Raw genomic sequence first — 18731 nt, 5'->3', positions numbered from 1 at the left:
ACAGCTGCCTCCAATCGCAATTCTTACTTATTATTCGGCCTCGCCCACCAGCGTAAACCGCTCATTTACATGTTTCGGCTGTTCGATTTCGTCGAGTACGGCGATCGCATAGTCGGCGTAGCTGATATAGCTTTGACCCTGGCGATTCAAGATTACATGATCTTTCCCTAATGTATAAGAACCTGTGCGTTTGCCATCAGGATTGAAGAAGGCAGCCGGACTGATGTATGTCCATGTAATCGAGGTTGTATTTCTCAATTCATCAAGCTGTTTCCCCGCATTGGAAGCGGTCGGATACACGAAATCCGGGAAGCCCGGCGTATCCATCAGCTTGATCGTGTTCGTATCGTCAATGAAGAGGCTTCCGGCACCGCCAACAACGATCAATTTGGTGCTTGGCGTTTCTTCGAGCGCTTGAACCAGTGCCCTGCCGGCATCGATGTACAGATGTTCATCTCCATCCGGCGCTTTATACGTGTTCACCACGACGTCAAAGGATGCCAGATCAGAGCCGGTAAGTGCGAAAATGTCTTTCTCAAGTACACCAACGCTCGTATCGTTGATTCTTGCAGCATTTCTTACGATTGCTGTTACTTCATGACCGCGATCGGATGCTTCTTGTGCAATAAGACTTCCGGCCTTGCCTGTAGCGCCGATAATGGCGATTTTCATGGTTCATTCCTCCAATTTATTCCGTGCATGAGTTGTGTTTTGCTGTATAGTCCAATATTATAGGGATAATTCGATTTATGGTAGTAGGCACTTTTATATAACATAGTCACATAAATAAGACCATGGAAACAGAGGGGGATTTACGATGGCCCGGACCTTATTCGAGGGAAGCATCCCCGAGGAGCAAATCGAGGTTTGCCCGGTAACGGAAACGCAGAACGTCATTGCAGGCAAGTGGAAAATCATTATTTTATGGCATCTGAGGGAAACAAGGCGCTTCGGAGAGCTGCAACGATTAGTACCCGGCATTTCCAAAGGCATTCTGACCAGCCAGCTTAGAGAGCTGGAGAAGGATCACATGATCCACAGAAAAGTGTATCAGGAGGTTCCTCCCAAAGTGGAATATTCCCTGACGGAAGCAGGGAAGAGCTTCATTCCGATTCTGGAGAGCATGGGGGAATGGGGCAAGAAATACACGAAAGGCAAGAAAGGTGGCGACATCATTTGAGCATAGAGCTGATTGCTGCTGCGGAACGAGGAGATCGGGCGAAGGTGGCCCAGCTTCTGAACGAAGGGGCAAACATGAATGAGCAGGACGCCAGGGGAAGAACGGCCATGATGGCCGCGACGCATGCGAACAAGCCGGATGTGGTGCGATTATTGATTGAAGCCGGGGCGGATATCAATCTGCAAGACAAGCTGCGTGATAATCCCTTCCTCTATGCAGGTGCCGAAGGGCTGCTCGATATTCTCAAGCTCCTTATTGAAGCGGGTGCCGATACGAAGCTGACCAATCGATATGGCGGCAATGCACTCATTCCTGCTTCGGAGAAAGGTCATGTGGAGAATGTGAACGTGCTGCTTACGACCACGGATGTGAACGTCAACCACATCAACAATTTAGGCTGGACGGCGCTGCTGGAAGTGGTCATTCTGACAAATGGCGGACCGAAGCATCAACGGATTGCTAGGCTGCTCATCGATCATGGTGCCGACGTGAATATCACGGATCGAGATGGCGTTACACCGCTGCAGCATGCGAAGAGCAATAGCCGGTTTAAGGAAATCGAACAGATGCTGCTGCAAGCAGGAGCGCGATAATCAACGAAGCGTATATCCCGTTTTGAAAAAGTAAGAGGAGCTGCCGTGGCAGCTCCTCTTATCGTTGGTGTGTTTCATAATGCGCACTTTTTATTAGGGCTTTTTAAGCAAATCATCGTGGTGTCCAACATTTCGGAATAAAATGTATCGATAGTCTTGTTCACTTTTATATTGCCAACTCAATCGTAGTTCTTTACTTGCTCTTGCTTCCCACACCGTGGGTTTAATATGTTTTGCAGTTTCTATTTTATCAATTCCAAGTCCGATCGTGAATCTTGGAGCTGTCTCCAACATCATGTTAACAGCGCTTTTCACTGCGCTTTTTTCGTTTGAATGAAGCTTTGCAAAGTTTTTTTCATATAGCTCCGTATATTTAGCGGCGTATCTCATTTTGATCACTGATGCGATCCAATGCAGCCATCGCATCTTTAACAGTTCGATAAGTAGGTGCCTCGATAAGGCCTCCGTTTTTAATCCAGGCTTCCACTTCATTCTCTTCCACACCATGAGGGAGATACTCAGATTCCAAGTATTTATATACAGGTAATTCAAACAATTCTTTTTTGTCCATTAGCGAAATTTGCAAAAGATAAAAAATATCATTATGACGCTCTTTCACGTAACGGTTAAACTCGCTATACATCTCTTCCACCAGGAAAGTAAGATGATGAACCAAATTATCGATAGCCTCTTCGACTGATTCTCCATGTCCGTACGTTCCCTTTATTCCAGATAGATGAACCGCATACATACCTTCTTCTTCTTCCATGTAAATAATAAGTTTATAATTGCTTCTAAGCAGTTCCTTAATCATTGGCGAACTAAATAATAGATTAATTCGATCGTTCTTTTCGATTAACTTCGGACCATTATAGAAAGCTTCGTCAAAGGTAGTCGCCCAGTTATCTCTAACTTTTGATGATGCAATTGTCTCCATCATTCTCACCTCACTTTCACCTCCATTGTAGTACATATCGTACGTTACGTACAATAATTATGTGCTGCTTAGTAGTTAAATATACGTTTATACCGAAGTATTGTTAACTTGCAAGAAGGAATGAAGGGAGAATGGATGAACAAAATTAGGCTCGCCACCGGGCATGGTGTGATATGATAATGGGCAGGTGTGAGGTGATGAATACGATGAATCGCAAAACGATTGGCATGTTTGCTCACGTGGATGCAGGCAAAACCACATTGGCTGAGCAGCTGCTGTACCATACGCATAGCATTCGAGAGCGCGGCAGAGTGGATCATAAAGATGCTTATCTCGATAGCCACGAGATCGAACGGGCAAGAGGCATTACGGTGTTCGCAGATCAAGCCGTCATGACCTATAAGGGAACTACCTATTACTTGATCGATACGCCGGGGCACGTCGACTTCTCGCCGGAGATGGAGCGGGCGGTCCAGGTGATGGATGCGGCAATCCTCGTCATCAGTGCGGTTGAAGGCATTCAAGGGCATACCGAAACGGTATGGCAGCTGCTTCATAAGCATCGCATTCCGACGTTCTTGTTTATTAACAAAATCGATCGGGTCGGCGCAGATGTTGATCGCGTCTTCGAGGAGATCCGCACGCATCTGACGACAGATGCGTGTTGGATCACAGGACACATCGCAGAAGACGGCCAAGTCGGAGAAGCGCTGCTGGAGTGCATGGCGGAGCGGGATGAATCATTGCTTGATACGTTTCTGGCAGGCACGAAGGACAATGCGTTCTGGCTGCGAACGCTCCAGGATCAGATTCGCGGCCATCGGCTGTTCCCTTGTGCAAGCGGTTCGGCTCTGCAGGATATAGGCGTGATTGAATTTATGGATCAACTGCATCAGCTGACGAACGTAGATTATGACGATCAAGCCCCTTTCGGAGGGCGCGTCTACAAAATTCGTCATGACCATAACGGCGTGCGTTTGACCTATATCAAGGTCCTGAGCGGCATGCTGAAGGTGCGGGATGAACTGTGTTACGGGAGTGGGGATGCTCCGACTTGTGAGAAAGTGACACGGCTCCTCATTATTAACGGGAGCAAGTCGCAAGCGGTCGATCAGGTTTCGGCAGGTGATCTGGTTGCGGTGACCGGACTGTCAAGCGCAGAGGCAGGGCAAGGCTTGGGAAGCTATTCGGATAAACTTGCCTACGATATGGTACCGACGCTTACGGCGAAGGTGATTTTCGCGGCTTCCCTGCATGTGAAGGATGTGCTTAGAGCCTTCCGTCTGCTGGATGCCGAGGATCCGTCCTTGGATGTCATCTGGGAGGAAAGCTTGCAGGAGATCCATATTCACGTGATGGGCCTCATCCAGCTTGAGGTGCTGGAGCAGCTTGTAAGGGAACGATTCCATTTCGCGGTTTCCTTCGGCAGCCCTGAGATTCTGTATAAAGAAACCATCGCGTCGACCGTGAACGGGTACGGTCACTTCGAGCCGCTCAAGCATTACGCCGAGGTGCATCTGCGCCTGGAGCCTGGGGAGCGTGGCAGCGGACTCACGTTCAGGAATGAATGTCATGCGAATGATCTAAGCATCGGCAACCAAAATCTCATCAAGACGCATCTCTACGAACGCGACCATCATGGGCTGTTAACGGGCATGCCGCTCACCGATATTGTGGTGACGCTGCTCACGGGCGCCGGCCATAATGAACATACGCATGGCGGTGATTTTCGCGAGGCGACGTTCCGGGCGCTCAGACAAGGCTTGGAGAAAGCCGAGAACATGCTGCTTGAGCCCTATTATGAGTATAAGATCAAAGTGGAAATCGACGATATGGGCCGCGTGCTATCCGATATTCAGCGGGCTTCCGGCGTGTTCGAACCGCCGATAACGACGGCTGCGCACGCGGTCATTACGGGTAAAGTGCCTGTCGCAACTTTCATGGATTACAGCACGGAACTGGCTTCTTTCACCCATGGCAGAGGGATTGCGCACTTCGCCTTCGGCGGTTATGATCGTTGTCATAATGAACAAGCGGTCATGGAGCGGAAGAATTACCGGAAGGATGCGGACCCGCTGTACAGCTCATCGTCGATATTTTGCGCCAAGGGCCATGGGTATACGGTCGCTTGGGACGAGGCAGAAGCGAAGATGCATCTCTTATAAGTGGCAAGGCCGCTTCAACTTGATTAGGGGAGGTTTCACAACGTGGCAAAAGCATTAACCAAATCGATTCCGGTGGGTACTACCGTTTTTCCGATTATATTCGCAATCAGTATCGTTCATTTGTTGAATGATACGATGCAATCCACCGTAACCGCGCTGTTTCCGATCTTGCGCGACTCGCTGCATTTAAGCTATAAACAGATCGGGTTTATCGCCTTCGCCATGAACATTACGGCAGCGGTTATCCAGCCGCTGGTCGGCATGTATGCGGACAAGCGCCCGCGGCCTAATATATTGCCGATTGGGGTGTGCTTTACGCTGGTCGGCGTTGTTGCGCTCGCGTTAGCGCCGGAGTACGCATATATCGTGCTCGCCGTTATGATGATCGGCATCGGGTCGGCGATCTTCCATCCCGAATCCTCGCGCGTAGCCTATCTGGCTGCAGGCGGGCAAAGAGGGCTGGCGCAGTCGATCTTTCAAGTAGGCGGCAATATCGGCGGCGCGCTTGGACCGATTATGAGTGCTGCGATATTCGTGCCGCTCGGACAAATCAGCGTTCTCTGGTTCTCCATTGCCGCGATTGCGGCGATTCTCATTCAGAGCTATGTCGCACGGTGGTATCGGGATTATGGACTGCAGCTGCGTCCTGCGGGAGCACAGAAGAAAGCGGCATCGCGCGTGAAGAATGATGCTGCCGCTTCGGCTTCGAAGAGCGGATTGTCGTCGAAACAAATTACGTGGGCGATTGTGATTCTTGTTTTCCTGGTGGTATCCAAGCATGTGTATATGTCCAGCTTGAGCAGCTATTATAGTTTCTATCTCATGGATTCGTTTGGCGTTTCCGTGCAGCATGCGCAGCTGTTTCTGTTTGCGTTTCTGGCGGCAGCCGCGGCCGGAACCTTCTTCGGCGGACCGCTCGCCGACCGCTACGGGCGCAAAAATATCATTTGGTTCTCAATTCTCGGAACGGCGCCGTTTTCTCTGTTGCTGCCGTATTGCGACTTGTTTTGGACATGTGTGATGTGTATCTGTGCAGGGTTCGTGCTGTCTTCGGCGTTCTCCATCATTGTCGTGTTTGCGCAGGAGCTGATGCCGGGCAAAGTGGGCCTCGTGTCCGGCTTATTCTTCGGGTTGGCATTTGGCATCGGTGGATTGGGTTCGGCTGTACTTGGCTGGATTGCCGATGCGACGAGTATTGAATATATGATGAAGCTGTGCGCGTACTTGCCGCTGCTTGGCATACTCGCGATATTCCTGCCTAAGGATGAGAAGCTGCACGCCTAGTGAGTCGGCATTCGCCGTCATTATAATTACAGGGAAAGGACGCCAATATGGCGTCCCTTTTGCTATTATCGTAAAGTAGTGCTACATATTAAGATATCCTTTCGCCCCTAATCCTTCACGAGTGGTGACACAGAAAGCAGGTTTACACGGAATGGCAGAAAATAAGAAACAGCAGTTTCGTTTCAGCGAAGCACCGATTTGGGAGCTGCAGCGGAACTATTATGAAGAAGAAGGCATGAAGGCTTGGAAGAATGATCAAGTCCCCCAATATATATCGAGTAATCCGATGATGGCTACCTCTTATGCGGAGATGATTTTCGGATTTCTTCAAGATCGCGCCGGAACGGGGGATGTTACGGAGCCGGTTACGATTATAGAATTAGGTGCTGGCGCAGGGCGCCTTGCCTTTCACACCCTGCATAAACTGTGCGAGCTGCGCGATTATGCCGGTATAGACCTTCCTCCTTTCCGGTATGTCATGACGGACCTCGCAGCCAAGAACGTATTGGCTTGGCAGCTGCATCCCGCTATGCAGCCTTTTATTCAGGAGGGGCTGCTGGACTTTGCGAGGTTTGATGCGGTACAGGATACAGAGTTGCATTTGACCGTAGCGCAAACTACGATACGTCCGGGTGATTTGAAGCAGCCACTGCTGATTGTTGCGAATTATTTCTTTGATGTGATTCCGCAAGAGCTGATTTATGTCAGTGATGGCGAGGTCTATGAGTGCGATATCAGTGTGGAGTTCCCGGACAATATGGAGGAGCTTACGACGTCAGAGAAGATCAAACAGATGAAGCTGAATTACGTGAATCGACTGGCGCCTGGATACAAAGACGAAACTTACCCCTATCGCGACTTGATCGAGATGTATGTGACAGAGCTTGATGATTCGTATATCCTGTTTCCGGCCGCCGGGTTGACCTGCTTGGATCGGCTTCAACGGCTGTCGCAGGCAGGGTTTCTGCTAATTACGGCGGATAAAGGCGATCATCGGCTGGAGCACTGGGACCTTGCGGATCCGCCGGAGTTCTTTCATCATGGCAGCTTCTCGTTAACGGCTAACTATCATGCGATTCAACATGTGCTGGAGCAGCGAGGCGCTCTGTCGCTCTTTACGCAAGAGCATCATTATAACGCGATTAATGTCGGCTGCATTCTCATGCTGGATTCGCCGATGCGTTATGCCAACACTAGGCTGGCCTTTCGGCGGTTTGTCGACCGGTTTGGGCCGGACGAGTTCTTCAGTTTGAAAGAGTGGGTCGACCAGCATGCAGGCACGATGGGGCTGCAGCAAATTTTGTCTTTCTGGCGGCTCGGCGGGTATGACGCGGAGTTCTTTATCCAGAGCACGAAACGCATTTCTGCGTTATTGGCCGAAGCAGGCGAAGAAGAATTGATGGATATTCAACATGGCATCCATATCATGTGGTCATCGTTCTATGCGATGCAGCGTTATGATTTGGCGCTGGATGCCGGGCTGCTGCTGTTCGAGATGGAATTCTACGAGGATGCGAAGGCGTTCCTTAGCATATCGGTCGAAACGGACGAAGAGGAGTCTGACCCGACTGTCTTATTCTGCCTTGCCATATGCAGCTATGAGCAGGGGGATAAGGAAGCTGCGATGTCATACTTGCGCGATGCGCTCGTTCTCGAGCCTCAGCATGAGGATGCCCTTGCCCTCCTTGATGCGCTGAATGCAGAAGAATAAGGGGGGAGGCGTTTCAATGGACGCCTCTCCCTCTTTTTGGCTGAGCCTACAAGCCTGCTTAAACCCAGTGCTGGCGCGGAATCTGGCTTCCATTGCTGCAATCAACCGCGAGCGAGCGTGTTGCCACCACTGTCCCGTCTTGGCATTGTCTTGAAGACGCGCCTCCTCCATCAGAACCGGTCGTCATATGGACCATCGTTCTATCCTTGCACCGAGTGTACCAACAGAGGTCGGTTTAAGGCTTCGTGAAATGGGCTATTCTATGTGCCATGCCATAATGGGTTTTGTGCGAATATGTGCAAAAATCGACAATATTCTACCTTTTTTTATTCATGTGCGAGAAGGACGAGACTTTTTATAGAAAATCGAAATGCCCAGTAATGATAAGGCTTTAATTGCTGGGGGTGTTGTGGTTGCTGCGCTTCAGTAACCGGTTATCGAGTTGGGATAGGTTTGGTTTAGATATGACAAAAATGGTTCCGATATCGAATGACTAGGGTATTCGCCGTTACGTTTCTCGAGGATAGGTAGTAATGTATCCCGAGTGATGTTAAGGAGATGATGGGGTGTGCCTAGAAAAGGCGGAAGCAGCATATCAATCAAGAGCAAGTGGACGAAGACGAAGTGGTTGCTGGCAGACCGTACATTAAGACGATTCGTTCCCGAAACGAAACGCTTCACCCGCTCATCCCTTCTTGCGATGGTTGGGAGATATAAGACTGTGTATTTCAAACCAACAACCGGGACGGGCGGCAGCGGCATTGCGCGTATAGTACGGCTATCCGATCGGAAATTTCGGGTGAAGAAAGATACGCGAACGACCCAAATCACTTCCACAAGCTCGCTTTATGGCCAATTAAACAGAATCGCTCGCGGCAGAAGCTATCTGCTCCAGAAAGGCATTTACTTAAAATCCGCTCGCGGCAGGCCATTCGATCTGCGAGTGATGGTGCAGAAGGACGGCAGCAAATGGGTGCCAACCGTCATGTTCGTCAAGCTTGGCAAGAAGAACAAGGTAGTCACGAACTACCATCAAGGCGGCAAGCTTGCTGAGGTTGAGCCGACACTGCGACGCTCGGGGTACAGCCAAGCTCAAGTTACGCGATATAAGCAGAAGCTGAAGACACTGGGTATGCAAACAGCACGCTGCTTCGATCGTCACAGTACCCGGTTCAAGGAACTCGGCCTTGACGTGGCTCTTGATCGCCAAGGCCGTCTATGGATATTGGAGGTCAATACGAGGCCGGGATTTAGCGCGTTAAAGTCGCTTGCCGATAAGCGATTTTACCGCACGGTTGTCCGTTATGGCAGGAAGTATGGAAGAACCAAATAACAGGCGATATCAAGAAGTTTTGCTGTTGGCTATCGCTAACGTCTCGATATCTGACCCTCGCCACGCTAACGAACCGTAGAGGTCTTATTCGGGAGAAATAGTCACTTCAAATATTCTAACGAATCACAGAGGTCTTATTCGAACGAAAATCGCAGAAAACACGAGTTATTTGAGTAAATAAGACCTGTAGCATTCGTTAGAATTTCAAATCGATGTTTTCCGACCAAATAAGGCCGCTAGGATTCGTTAGCCTACGGGCTATGCGCTGAGAGTTCATTTTTTCGGACTCTCAGCATCCAGCGTGTCGGGGAAGTTTAATGTTTGTTTGTAGAACTAATGAAGAAGGGACTGTCCCTCAAGGTCATTTGACCTTATGGGACAGCCCCTTCTTTGCGATTTTAACAGGACCAACCCAAGCGCCTTTTTAAGGTTTATTGCAAAAGCTTATAAATGCTATAAAATCATCTGTCTTGTTACTATCGGCCGCGCATGATACGTTAAAGGAATGAAGGTAAGTAATCGTACCAGAATGAACGGAATAACTCATACGGGAGAGAGGTGTGTAGGATACATGTTTCAAGTAACAAACAGTCCTTTTCAGCAAGATCAGGTGGATTTGCTTAATCGATTATTGCCTACACTGACAGAAGGGCAGAAAATCTGGCTGAGCGGTTATCTGTCGGCAATATCAGTCGCTGCGACAGTACCAGGAGCAACGACAACCGTGCAGACGACGACGAGCACGCCGGCAATCTCCAAAGAAGTGACGGTGCTCTTCGGATCGCAGACAGGGAACAGCCACAGGCTGGCCAAGAAATTGTCCGGCAAGCTGCAGGAACAAGGCTTCCAAGTAACGCAGTCTTCTATGATTGATTTTAAGGCGAACACGCTCAAGAAGGTTCAGAATCTATTCATCCTCGTTAGTACGCACGGAGAAGGAGATCCGCCGGATAATGCGATTTCGTTCTATGAATTTCTGCATAGCAAACGAGCGCCTCAATTAGACGGACTGCCGTTCTCGGTACTGGCTCTTGGCGACACGTCATACGAGTTCTTCTGCAAAACAGGCAGAGACTTCGATCAGCGGCTGGAGGAGCTTGGCGGTAAAAGATTGGCGCCGCGGGTTGAATGTGACGTTGACTTCGAGGATGCCGCGAACCAGTGGATGGAGAGCGTTCTCGCTTCCCTAGGTCAGGCTTCCGCTGCTGTTCAGGCACCAGCTGCGGCTTCTGCTGCCGTGGAAGGAACCGTATCGGAGTATTCCAGATCGAATCCTTTTCAAGCAACCGTGCTTGAAAATTTAAACTTAAACGGACGCGGATCGGATCGGGAAACACGTCACCTTGAGATCTCTCTTGAAGATTCTGGGATCCATTATGAGCCGGGTGACAGCTTGGGCATCTGCCCGCACAATCACCCAAGACTCGTCGACGAGCTGATTGCCGCAATGGGCTGGTCTCCGGATGAAGTTATCACACTTCCTAAGACTGCAGAGGAGCGCTCATTAAGAGAGGCTCTGACAAGCTATTATGAAATTACAGTGCTGACTAAACCGCTGCTTGAACAAATCGTTGCTCTTACGCCAGGCACCGGGCTGGAAGAACTGCTGGCTGCCGGTCAAGAGCAAGAGCTGAAAGAGTACCTTAAAGGACGTGATCTGCTCGACCTGGTACAGGATTATGATTTGGAAGGTGTTCCTGCGGACAGCTTCGTATCGCTGCTAAGACGCATTCCGGCTAGACTTTATTCCATCGCGAGCAGCTCGAAGGCTTATCCGGATGAAGTGCATTTGACCATCCGCAAGGTGCATTACACGGCATCGGGAAGAGTTCGGTACGGCGTGTGCTCGACCTATGTGTCGGAGCGCCTTGAGCCGGGACAATCGGTATCGGTATTTGTTCAGGACAATCCGAACTTCAAGCTTCCGTCAAATCCGGAAACACCGATCATTATGATCGGACCGGGCACAGGTGTCGCACCGTTCCGTGCATTCCTCGGCGAACGCGAGGAGAGCGGAGCAGAAGGCAAGACGTGGTTGTTCTATGGGGATCAGCATTTCGCATCGGATTTCCTCTACCAAGTGGAATGGCAGCGCTGGTTGAAGGAAGGCGTGCTTACGCGCATGGACGTTGCCTTCTCGCGGGATACCGCAGAGAAAGTCTACGTACAGCACCGGATGCTGGAGAAAAGCAAAGAGCTGTATCAGTGGTTGGAGCAAGGGGCGGCCGTCTACATCTGCGGAGACGAGAAGAAGATGGCGCATGACGTGCAAGCGGCACTAGTCACGATCCTGAAGCAGGAAGGCTCCCTCAGCCAAGAAGAAGCGGAAGCGTACCTGATGAAGATGCAGCAGGATAAACGATATCAACGGGACGTCTATTAATTAGGGAGAGCCAAGAGAGCGAGGGAGGCAGAGACATGTCGGATAATAATTTACTATCATCGAACAGTGCACCGCATAGTGACGTGGAAGATATTAAGCGCAGAAGTGATTATCTGCGAGGAACGTTAGAGGAAACGCTGCAGGAGCGAATTACGGGCTCTATCTCTGAAGATGACAACCGATTAATGAAGTTTCACGGCAGCTATATGCAGGATGATCGCGATGTGCGCAATGAACGGAGCAAGCAGAAGCTGGAGCCGGCGTATCAGTTTATGGTGCGCGTACGCGCAGCCGGCGGTGTCGTAACGCCTGAACAATGGCTGATGATGGACCGGATCGCGCAGCGTCATGCCAACGGCACCATTCGTTTGACGACGCGGCAATCGTTTCAGCTGCATGGTGTCATTAAGTGGAATATGAAGGCTGTTATTCAAGAAGTAAATGAAGAATTACTAAGCACGCTTGCGGCATGCGGCGACGTGAATCGTAATGTCATGTGCAACCCCAACCCGTACCAATCCGAAGTGCATGAGCAGGTACAGGAATGGGCACAGAAAGTAAGCAGTCATCTGGATCCGCACACACGTGCTTATCATGAGCTTTGGCTCAATGAGGAGAAAGTAATCGACAGCCGTGACGGTGTAGAACAGGAGCCGATTTACGGACCGGTCTACCTGCCGCGTAAGTTCAAGATCGGGATCGCCGTTCCACCGGCGAACGAAGTAGATGTCTTCTCGCAAGATCTGGGCTATATCGCCATTCACGAAAATGGTCGCTTATTGGGCTTTAACGTAGCCGTCGGCGGCGGTATGGGCATGTCGCACGGAGATCCGAAGACGTATCCGCAGGTGGCGCGTGTCATCGGCTTCATTACGCCGGAGCAAGCGGTCGACGTGGCGGAGAAAACAGTCATGATCCAGCGGGATTATGGGGACCGTGCAGTGCGGAAGCATGCTCGGTTCAAGTATACGATTGACGATCGCGGTATCGAGTGGTTTATTGAAGAGCTGCAGCTGCGCCTGGGCTGGAAGCTGGAAGAAGCGCGCTCGTATCATTTTGACCATAACGGGGATCGTTACGGCTGGGTGAAGGGAAGCAACAACAAGTGGCATTATACGTTGTTCATTCAGAATGGCCGGGTGAAGGACGAGGATGGCTATCAGCTCATGACTTGCCTGCGTGAGATCGCTAAGATTCATACAGGGGATTTCCGCCTTACACCTAATCAGAACTTGATTATTGGCAATGTAACGAGCCAGAAGAAGAAGAAATTGGAGCAGCTTATCGAAACCTACGGACTTACGGACGGGGCGGAGTACTCGGCATTGCGCAGAAATGCGATGGCCTGCGTAGCGTTGCCAACCTGCGGCCTGGCTATGGCAGAGTCGGAGCGCTATATGCCTTCGTTGCTGGATAAGCTTGAACTCATATTGGATGAAGCAGGCCTCCGCGACAAGGAAATCGTCATTCGGATGACCGGTTGTCCGAATGGTTGTGCGCGCCCTGCGCTAGCGGAAATCTCGTTTATCGGCAAAGCGCCGGGCAAGTACAACCTGTACCTGGGCGGCGGGCATTCCGGTAACCGGTTGAACAAATTGTATCGCGAGAATATTGGCGAAACGGAGATTCTGAATGAGCTGAAGCCAATCCTGTTCCATTATGCGAAGGAGCGGAACGAGGGCGAGCATTTCGGTGACTTCTGTATTCGCAGCCAGTATGTCAAAGAAGTCGTTTCGGGTCTTGATTTCCACGCTTAATTCACGTTGTCCATATTGAGTAGTGACGGTCGCCATGTGCGACCGTTTTTTATTATAATCACTATAATATTGACAGTAGAAGAGGGATTTGTCTGGTTTTGTCGAATGTGTTTATTCTATTCATAATCATAGAGATAGTGTAGATAGAATTATGGGACAACTAGGAGCCAATGACAATCATGACCCCGTTTATTCGTGACTTAATCGTAAACACCTCTATCCTCTTTGTATTTACTTTTCTTTCCGGACAGCTGTTTATTCGATTCGAAAAAGCGCGTAAGCCATCTTGGCGGTATAAGCTGAATGTAGGCTTATTGCATGGCGTATTTGGCATCATTCTGATCTTCTCGGGTATTCATGTGCAATCGAATGTCGTGCTTGATGTGCGCAATATTGCATTATTTATGTCCGCACTATATGGCGGCCCTATTGCAGTGACGATCACAAGCGCGATTACGGTGTTATTCCGAACCATTGAAGACCCTTCCGCGTTCCCGGTGCTATTCACTGTGGCTGCGTGTCTATCCCTCGGAAGTGCGATCATTGCTGCTAAGGTGCGCACTTATGTACGCAAGTGGACCTGCTTTCTGATTTATTTAGCCATTTTCTTCTTCATCGATTTCTACATCGTGTTTGACCTTCCTTTCCTGGCAAGAGTTGCTCCTTACCTGCTGATTAACATAGTAAGCGGTATACTGGCAGCCTATCTGCTTCATTATTTCCGCCGCAATCGCAGCTTGAACCACACGATTAAAGAACTGCAGCAAGAACAGCAAGGTATTCTAAGGCTGCAATCCGGATTTACGTTCAAAATTACGAATCAACCCGGCACTTATAGGTTTACCTTGGCTGAGGGTCAGCTGCTTGAAGAGATGGGCATGACATCGGCGGACTTTGTCGGCAAATCGATTCATGAGGTGCCTCTGTTTGCGTTCTTGCAGCATAATCTTACAGGTGTGCCGATTAACGAGAAAGTGACCTGCGAAGCAGTGGTAGCTTCGTTTCAACTCCTCATTACGGTGCGCCCTGTTAGGGAAGAGGGAACCGTCAGGGAATGGATCGGTTCGGTTATAGATATTACAGAGCGTAAACGGGCGGAGCAGCAGGTAACGGAGAAGGAAGAGCGGTATCGTACGCTTGTAGAGAACTCGCAGGACTTTATTTTGAGCTTTCATCTGGACGGTACGATTGCTTCGGTCAATCAGAAGATGTGCGAGGAGCTGCAGCTGGAGCGGGATCAAATTATCGGGCACAAACTGACGGATATCTGGTTAGACGGGTACCTGGAAGAATGGGAGCGCAGCTTCGAGCAAGCGATTCAGGAGCAGAATACGCAAGAGCTTGAGGTGCGGCAGCTGCTGCAGAAGCAGAACAAGATATACAGCCTTACGCTCTCACCGTTCTTTAATTATTATCAAGAGGTTAAAGGGGTTACCGTAACCATTCACGATAATACGGAGCTCTATCAACGGAAAGCAGCCGATGAATCGAATCAAGCGAAGAGCCATTTTCTCGCCACGATGAGCCACGAAATTCGCACGCCGCTTAGCGGTATTATTGGGTTAAACGGCTTGCTGATGAAGACGGACCTTACCGCTATTCAGCGGAATTATGTATCCAGGATGGGCTCTGCCTCCAATGTGCTGATGGTCATTATTAACGATATATTGGACTTTTCCAAAATCGAAGCAGGAAAAATCGAACTGGAGCGCATTCCGATTTCCCTTCACGGCTTTCTGGATAAATTGATGCACATGACGTCATTAATGGTCGAAGGCAAGCCGATTACACTCCTATTTGACGTCTCCGAGAATTGTCCGGACCGCATCATTGGAGATCCGCTGCGATTAGAGCAGGTCATGCTCAACCTATGCGGTAATGCGAGTAAATTTACAGATAGCGGCTTCATTAAGGTTGTGGTGGAAGTCGAGACTCCTACGGCTAAATCGAATAAGATGCTGAAGTTCTCTGTTCAGGATACGGGCATTGGCATATCCGAAACGCAGCTCCCGCTGTTATTCCGATCGTTCACGCAGGCAGACAGCTCAACAAGCCGCAAATACGGCGGTACAGGACTCGGACTTGCCATCTGTAAGCTGCTTGTGGAAACGATGGGCGGTCAGCTTGAAGTGAGCAGCGAGCAAGGGAAAGGGAGCATATTCTCGTTCATGATCCCTCTGGAAGAGATCGAGATTGCGCCTGACAAGGACGCTCTTATCGCGCTATCCAGTGGTGCTGTTGCCGCAGCTCATGAGAATCTGGAGGAGCAGCCAGGTCAAGCGGGCAGGCAGCTTAAAGGGCGTATTCTGCTCGTTGAGGATAATGAAATCAATCAAATCATCGCAAGAGAAATACTAACGGGGAGCCATTATGATATTGAAGTAGCGAGCAATGGATATGAGGCGCTGCAAGTGCTGGAGCAATCCGAACCCGAGCAATGGGATGTCATTCTCATGGACATTCATATGCCGGAGATGGATGGATGCGAGGCCACGAGACATATTCGGAAGAATCCACGATTGCGGCATTTGCCGATTATCGCGTTAACGGCGGATGTTTTCTCGGAAAATCATGAGCTCTATTATCAGGCAGGCATCGATGATATTACGACGAAGCCCTTTATCAAGGCGCAATTGTTGGCCATGCTGGAAAAGTGGCTTCGCCACTAAGAAAAGGCGGCACAAGGAGGAACCTTGTTGCCGCCTTTTCTTGCACCTGCTGCACTAGATGTACCGGCGGACCGTGTCTGCCAATTGGTCGGCAACATAGCCGGCACCGGAAGCGAGCTGATTGCGGTCGAAGCGGAGCTTGACGTAACGCTCGTCGGTGTCGAACGCTTCGGAGAATAAGCCGGATAAGCCGCGTGACTTGCGATCGATCTGCAGCAGCAATTCAACCCCGTTCTCATCAGGATAAAATACGATCTCCAGCTCATCCAACTGGCCTAGGAACTCCGAGGTAGGAATGAATTCAAATTCTTGCACGAAAGACAATCCCGAAATTCTGCCGTATTGCGGCGCATATTGGCAGGTGACCTCGCGAATGCGGAAACCGAGCTGACGAACGGCCTCCAGTACAACTGCTGCGTAAGGATGAGGGTTCACTTGAAGCTGATCCCGATCCTTGGGGTCAATGGCTTCCTTGATTTCCAGTCCGGTTTGAATCCATACCGGCGTTCTGCCCATCGTTACCGGTGTATTCGCTGGCAGCTGGAAGGATACAGGGAACTCGTAGACTTGCTCCGCTTCAACCGTAAACTTGCCGGCGAGCAGAAATTTGGCTAAAGGAGCTTCTTCTTCTATCTTCGTATCATTATGTTCCTTAACATATCGTGTCATGACGAAGGCGTAGACATCATCGACCTGCTGAGCCACGCGGCCGCCTTGAATCCGGACAATGCCGCTAAGCGTGTCCCCTGCTTGCACCTCATCCTCATGAAGCATGAGATCGACTTGCGCTGCGCCGATTCCGACGCTGGCCAGCATGCGTTTGAACATAGACATTGTGATATGACGCCTCCTTATAAATTTACATATTCAATGAACTGATACGGGATAGGACGATAGAGGTTTCATAGAGGTAGCGGATAATCGTGGTGGTGAATGTGCTTTTAGTTGAATTTAGTTGTTTTATATTGATATTGCTTGGCATAATGAGTATGCTTAAGGAGAAATACATTCCATATTCATACAGGGGGATCAACCATGGGAGCTATTAAGCGGATAGTCATTATCGGTTGGGATGGAGCAGGGAATTTCGTGCAGGCTGCAGAAACGCCTTATTTGGATCGTTTGATCAGCAAGGGAGCCGTATCATTCGAGGCGCAAACCGCTTCTCCGACGATCAGCGCGGAATGCTGGGGGGCGCTTATGCATGGCGTAAACCCGGATAAACACGGATTAACGAACACGAAGGCAGAGAAGCAGACGTTCCCTGAAGATTCACCCTATCCCTCGATTTTCCGCATCGCCCGTGAGGCTGACCCGAGTGCAAAGCTGGCTTCGTTCAGCGCATGGGAGCCCATTAATTATGGCATTATTGAACCGAATATCGGCGTACACAAGATATCGCTGCCTGATCGCGAGGTTGCCTTGGCAACGGCTGACTATATAAGCAACAATCCCGATTTCAAGCTGCTCTACGTGCATTTGGATCTCCCGGATATGGCGGGTCATAAGCATGGCTATAATACGCCCGAGCAGCTGCGCAGCATTGAAGAGACGGATGCCAATACCGGCGTCATCTTGGATGCACTTGAGCAAGTGAACGCGCTGAGCGACAGTCTCATCATCGTCGTCTCGGATCATGGCGGTGGCGGGGAAATCGATACCGACCACGGCAGCGACCATCCGCTGGATAAAACGATTTTCTGGGCAGTGGCAGGACCCGGCATCGAGCCTGGCACAACCATTACGGAGCCGATTGTCATTACGGATACCGCTGCAGTCGTTGCGTATGCGCTGGGGCTTGCGGCACCCGAATCATGGGAAGCGAAGCTGCCGCAACATTTATTCGGCACAGCTTTAGTGGAATAGCATGCTGGTAGTGGCTGTTTTCCTTGTGCTGTTCTCCGGACTTACACATGCCGTATGGAATTTGTTTGCCAAACGAAGCTTGAACAAGGCGGCTTTCTTATGGATCATCCTTCTGCCATCGACCGTCTTCCTGATTCCGCTCGTTATAAGCGGTCTGCTAAGCAAAGCGCTGCCGTGGCAGGCGTATGTGCTTATTCTCATTACGATGCTGATACAAGGCTGCTATGCTTTTCTGCTGACCAAAGCCTACACGCTTGGGGATTTGTCGCAGATGTATCCCATCATGAGGGGGACGGCAACACTGCTCGTTCCTACGGTCGGCGTTGCTTTTCTTGGAGAGTCGTTGTCTGTATGGGGCTGGGCCGGCATTCTGTGCATGATCGTCAGTTTCTTCAAAATCAGTGATTGGTCGTTTCGAAGGAGCAAGAGGGGACGGTCATCCAAACCGATACTCGTCGCGTTCGGGGTGGGGTTATGTACAACCTGCTACGTGTTCGTGGATAAATTGACGCTAGACTATTTATCGCCGCCTGAGCTGCTTTGTCTAGGTAATGCGGGTTTCCTGCTGGCATTGACACCAGTGGTGCTGCGTTCAGGCAAGTGGAAGACCGAGCTAAAGACCAATTGGCGGGTCATTCTCATGGGGGCCGTGCTTTCGCCGGGTTCGTATTTGTTATTCTTATTTGCGATGAATCTGGCTCCGATGGCTCACATCTCGCCGATTCGAGAGATCGGGACGGTCTTCGCAACCTTGCTTGGCATCCTGGTGCTGAAGGAACAGCAGGGGATGAAGCGAATTGCATCATCGGCTGCGATTGCGTCCGCGATCGTGGTTATCAGCGTGTTCGGTTAA

At 50.2% G+C, this 18731-nt stretch carries 14 protein-coding genes; 11 read left to right on the top strand and 3 right to left on the bottom strand.

Annotated features, from left to right (window positions below; genetic code table 11):
• Positions 1–30 precede the first annotated feature (30 nt).
• Positions 31–672, bottom strand: a complete 642-nt coding sequence (locus BLW29_RS13800) for an NAD(P)-dependent oxidoreductase (protein ID WP_090980407.1) — start codon at positions 670–672, stop codon at positions 31–33.
• A 145-nt stretch (positions 673–817) separates the two neighbouring features.
• On the opposite strand from BLW29_RS13800, the gene BLW29_RS13795 reads away from it, so the two are divergent.
• The gene (locus tag BLW29_RS13795; protein WP_090980406.1) at positions 818–1180 is read left to right on the top strand and encodes a winged helix-turn-helix transcriptional regulator; all 363 of its coding nucleotides are present in this window, start codon (positions 818–820) and stop codon (positions 1178–1180) included.
• Positions 1177–1773, top strand: coding sequence for an ankyrin repeat domain-containing protein (locus BLW29_RS13790; protein ID WP_090980403.1), 597 nt, complete (start codon positions 1177–1179; stop codon positions 1771–1773). The genes BLW29_RS13795 and BLW29_RS13790 overlap by 4 nt, the downstream gene beginning before the upstream one ends.
• A 373-nt stretch (positions 1774–2146) precedes the next feature.
• On the opposite strand, the gene BLW29_RS13780 is transcribed toward BLW29_RS13790, so the two are convergent.
• Positions 2147–2713, bottom strand: coding sequence for a hypothetical protein (locus tag BLW29_RS13780; protein ID WP_256208621.1), 567 nt, complete (start codon positions 2711–2713; stop codon positions 2147–2149).
• A gap of 203 nt (positions 2714–2916) precedes the next feature.
• Here BLW29_RS13780 and BLW29_RS13775 point away from each other — a divergent pair, with 203 nt between their 5' ends.
• From BLW29_RS13775 to BLW29_RS13745, 7 genes are all read left to right on the top strand, one after another.
• Complete coding sequence (locus tag BLW29_RS13775; protein WP_090980676.1) at positions 2917–4875, top strand: GTP-binding protein; 1959 nt, start codon at positions 2917–2919, stop codon at positions 4873–4875.
• 42 nt (positions 4876–4917) lie between these two features.
• Positions 4918–6159, top strand: a complete 1242-nt coding sequence (locus BLW29_RS13770) for an MFS transporter (protein ID WP_090980397.1) — start codon at positions 4918–4920, stop codon at positions 6157–6159.
• 151 nt (positions 6160–6310) lie between these two features.
• The gene (locus tag BLW29_RS13765; protein WP_090980395.1) at positions 6311–7870 is read left to right on the top strand and encodes a hypothetical protein; all 1560 of its coding nucleotides are present in this window, start codon (positions 6311–6313) and stop codon (positions 7868–7870) included.
• 568 nt (positions 7871–8438) lie between these two features.
• The gene (locus tag BLW29_RS13760) at positions 8439–9203 is read left to right on the top strand and encodes a YheC/YheD family protein (RefSeq protein ID WP_090980393.1); all 765 of its coding nucleotides are present in this window, start codon (positions 8439–8441) and stop codon (positions 9201–9203) included.
• A gap of 571 nt (positions 9204–9774) precedes the next feature.
• Complete coding sequence (locus BLW29_RS13755) at positions 9775–11586, top strand: assimilatory sulfite reductase (NADPH) flavoprotein subunit (protein ID WP_090980391.1); 1812 nt, start codon at positions 9775–9777, stop codon at positions 11584–11586.
• Positions 11587–11621: 35 nt separating this feature from the next.
• Complete coding sequence (cysI, locus tag BLW29_RS13750) at positions 11622–13343, top strand: assimilatory sulfite reductase (NADPH) hemoprotein subunit (protein ID WP_090980389.1); 1722 nt, start codon at positions 11622–11624, stop codon at positions 13341–13343.
• 179 nt (positions 13344–13522) lie between these two features.
• On the top strand, positions 13523–16012 hold the full coding sequence (locus BLW29_RS13745) for an ATP-binding protein (protein WP_177186625.1): 2490 nt from the start codon (positions 13523–13525) through the stop codon (positions 16010–16012).
• 54 nt (positions 16013–16066) lie between these two features.
• Here BLW29_RS13745 and BLW29_RS13740 read toward each other — a convergent pair whose 3' ends face one another.
• Positions 16067–16846, bottom strand: a complete 780-nt coding sequence (locus BLW29_RS13740; RefSeq protein ID WP_090980386.1) for a sporulation protein — start codon at positions 16844–16846, stop codon at positions 16067–16069.
• Between the two features lie 201 nt (positions 16847–17047).
• Between BLW29_RS13740 and BLW29_RS13735 the strand changes: the two genes are divergently transcribed.
• Positions 17048–17878, top strand: coding sequence for an alkaline phosphatase family protein (locus BLW29_RS13735; RefSeq protein WP_090980384.1), 831 nt, complete (start codon positions 17048–17050; stop codon positions 17876–17878).
• Between the two features lies 1 nt (position 17879).
• Positions 17880–18731, top strand: a complete 852-nt coding sequence (locus tag BLW29_RS13730; RefSeq protein ID WP_090980382.1) for a DMT family transporter — start codon at positions 17880–17882, stop codon at positions 18729–18731.

The sequence above is a fragment of the Paenibacillus sp. CF384 genome, assembly GCF_900106745.1.
In the GTDB taxonomy this organism is placed as follows: domain Bacteria; phylum Bacillota; class Bacilli; order Paenibacillales; family Paenibacillaceae; genus Paenibacillus_Z.
Note: the sequence above shows the minus strand (reverse complement) of the source record. Positions and strands in the feature narration are given on the sequence as shown.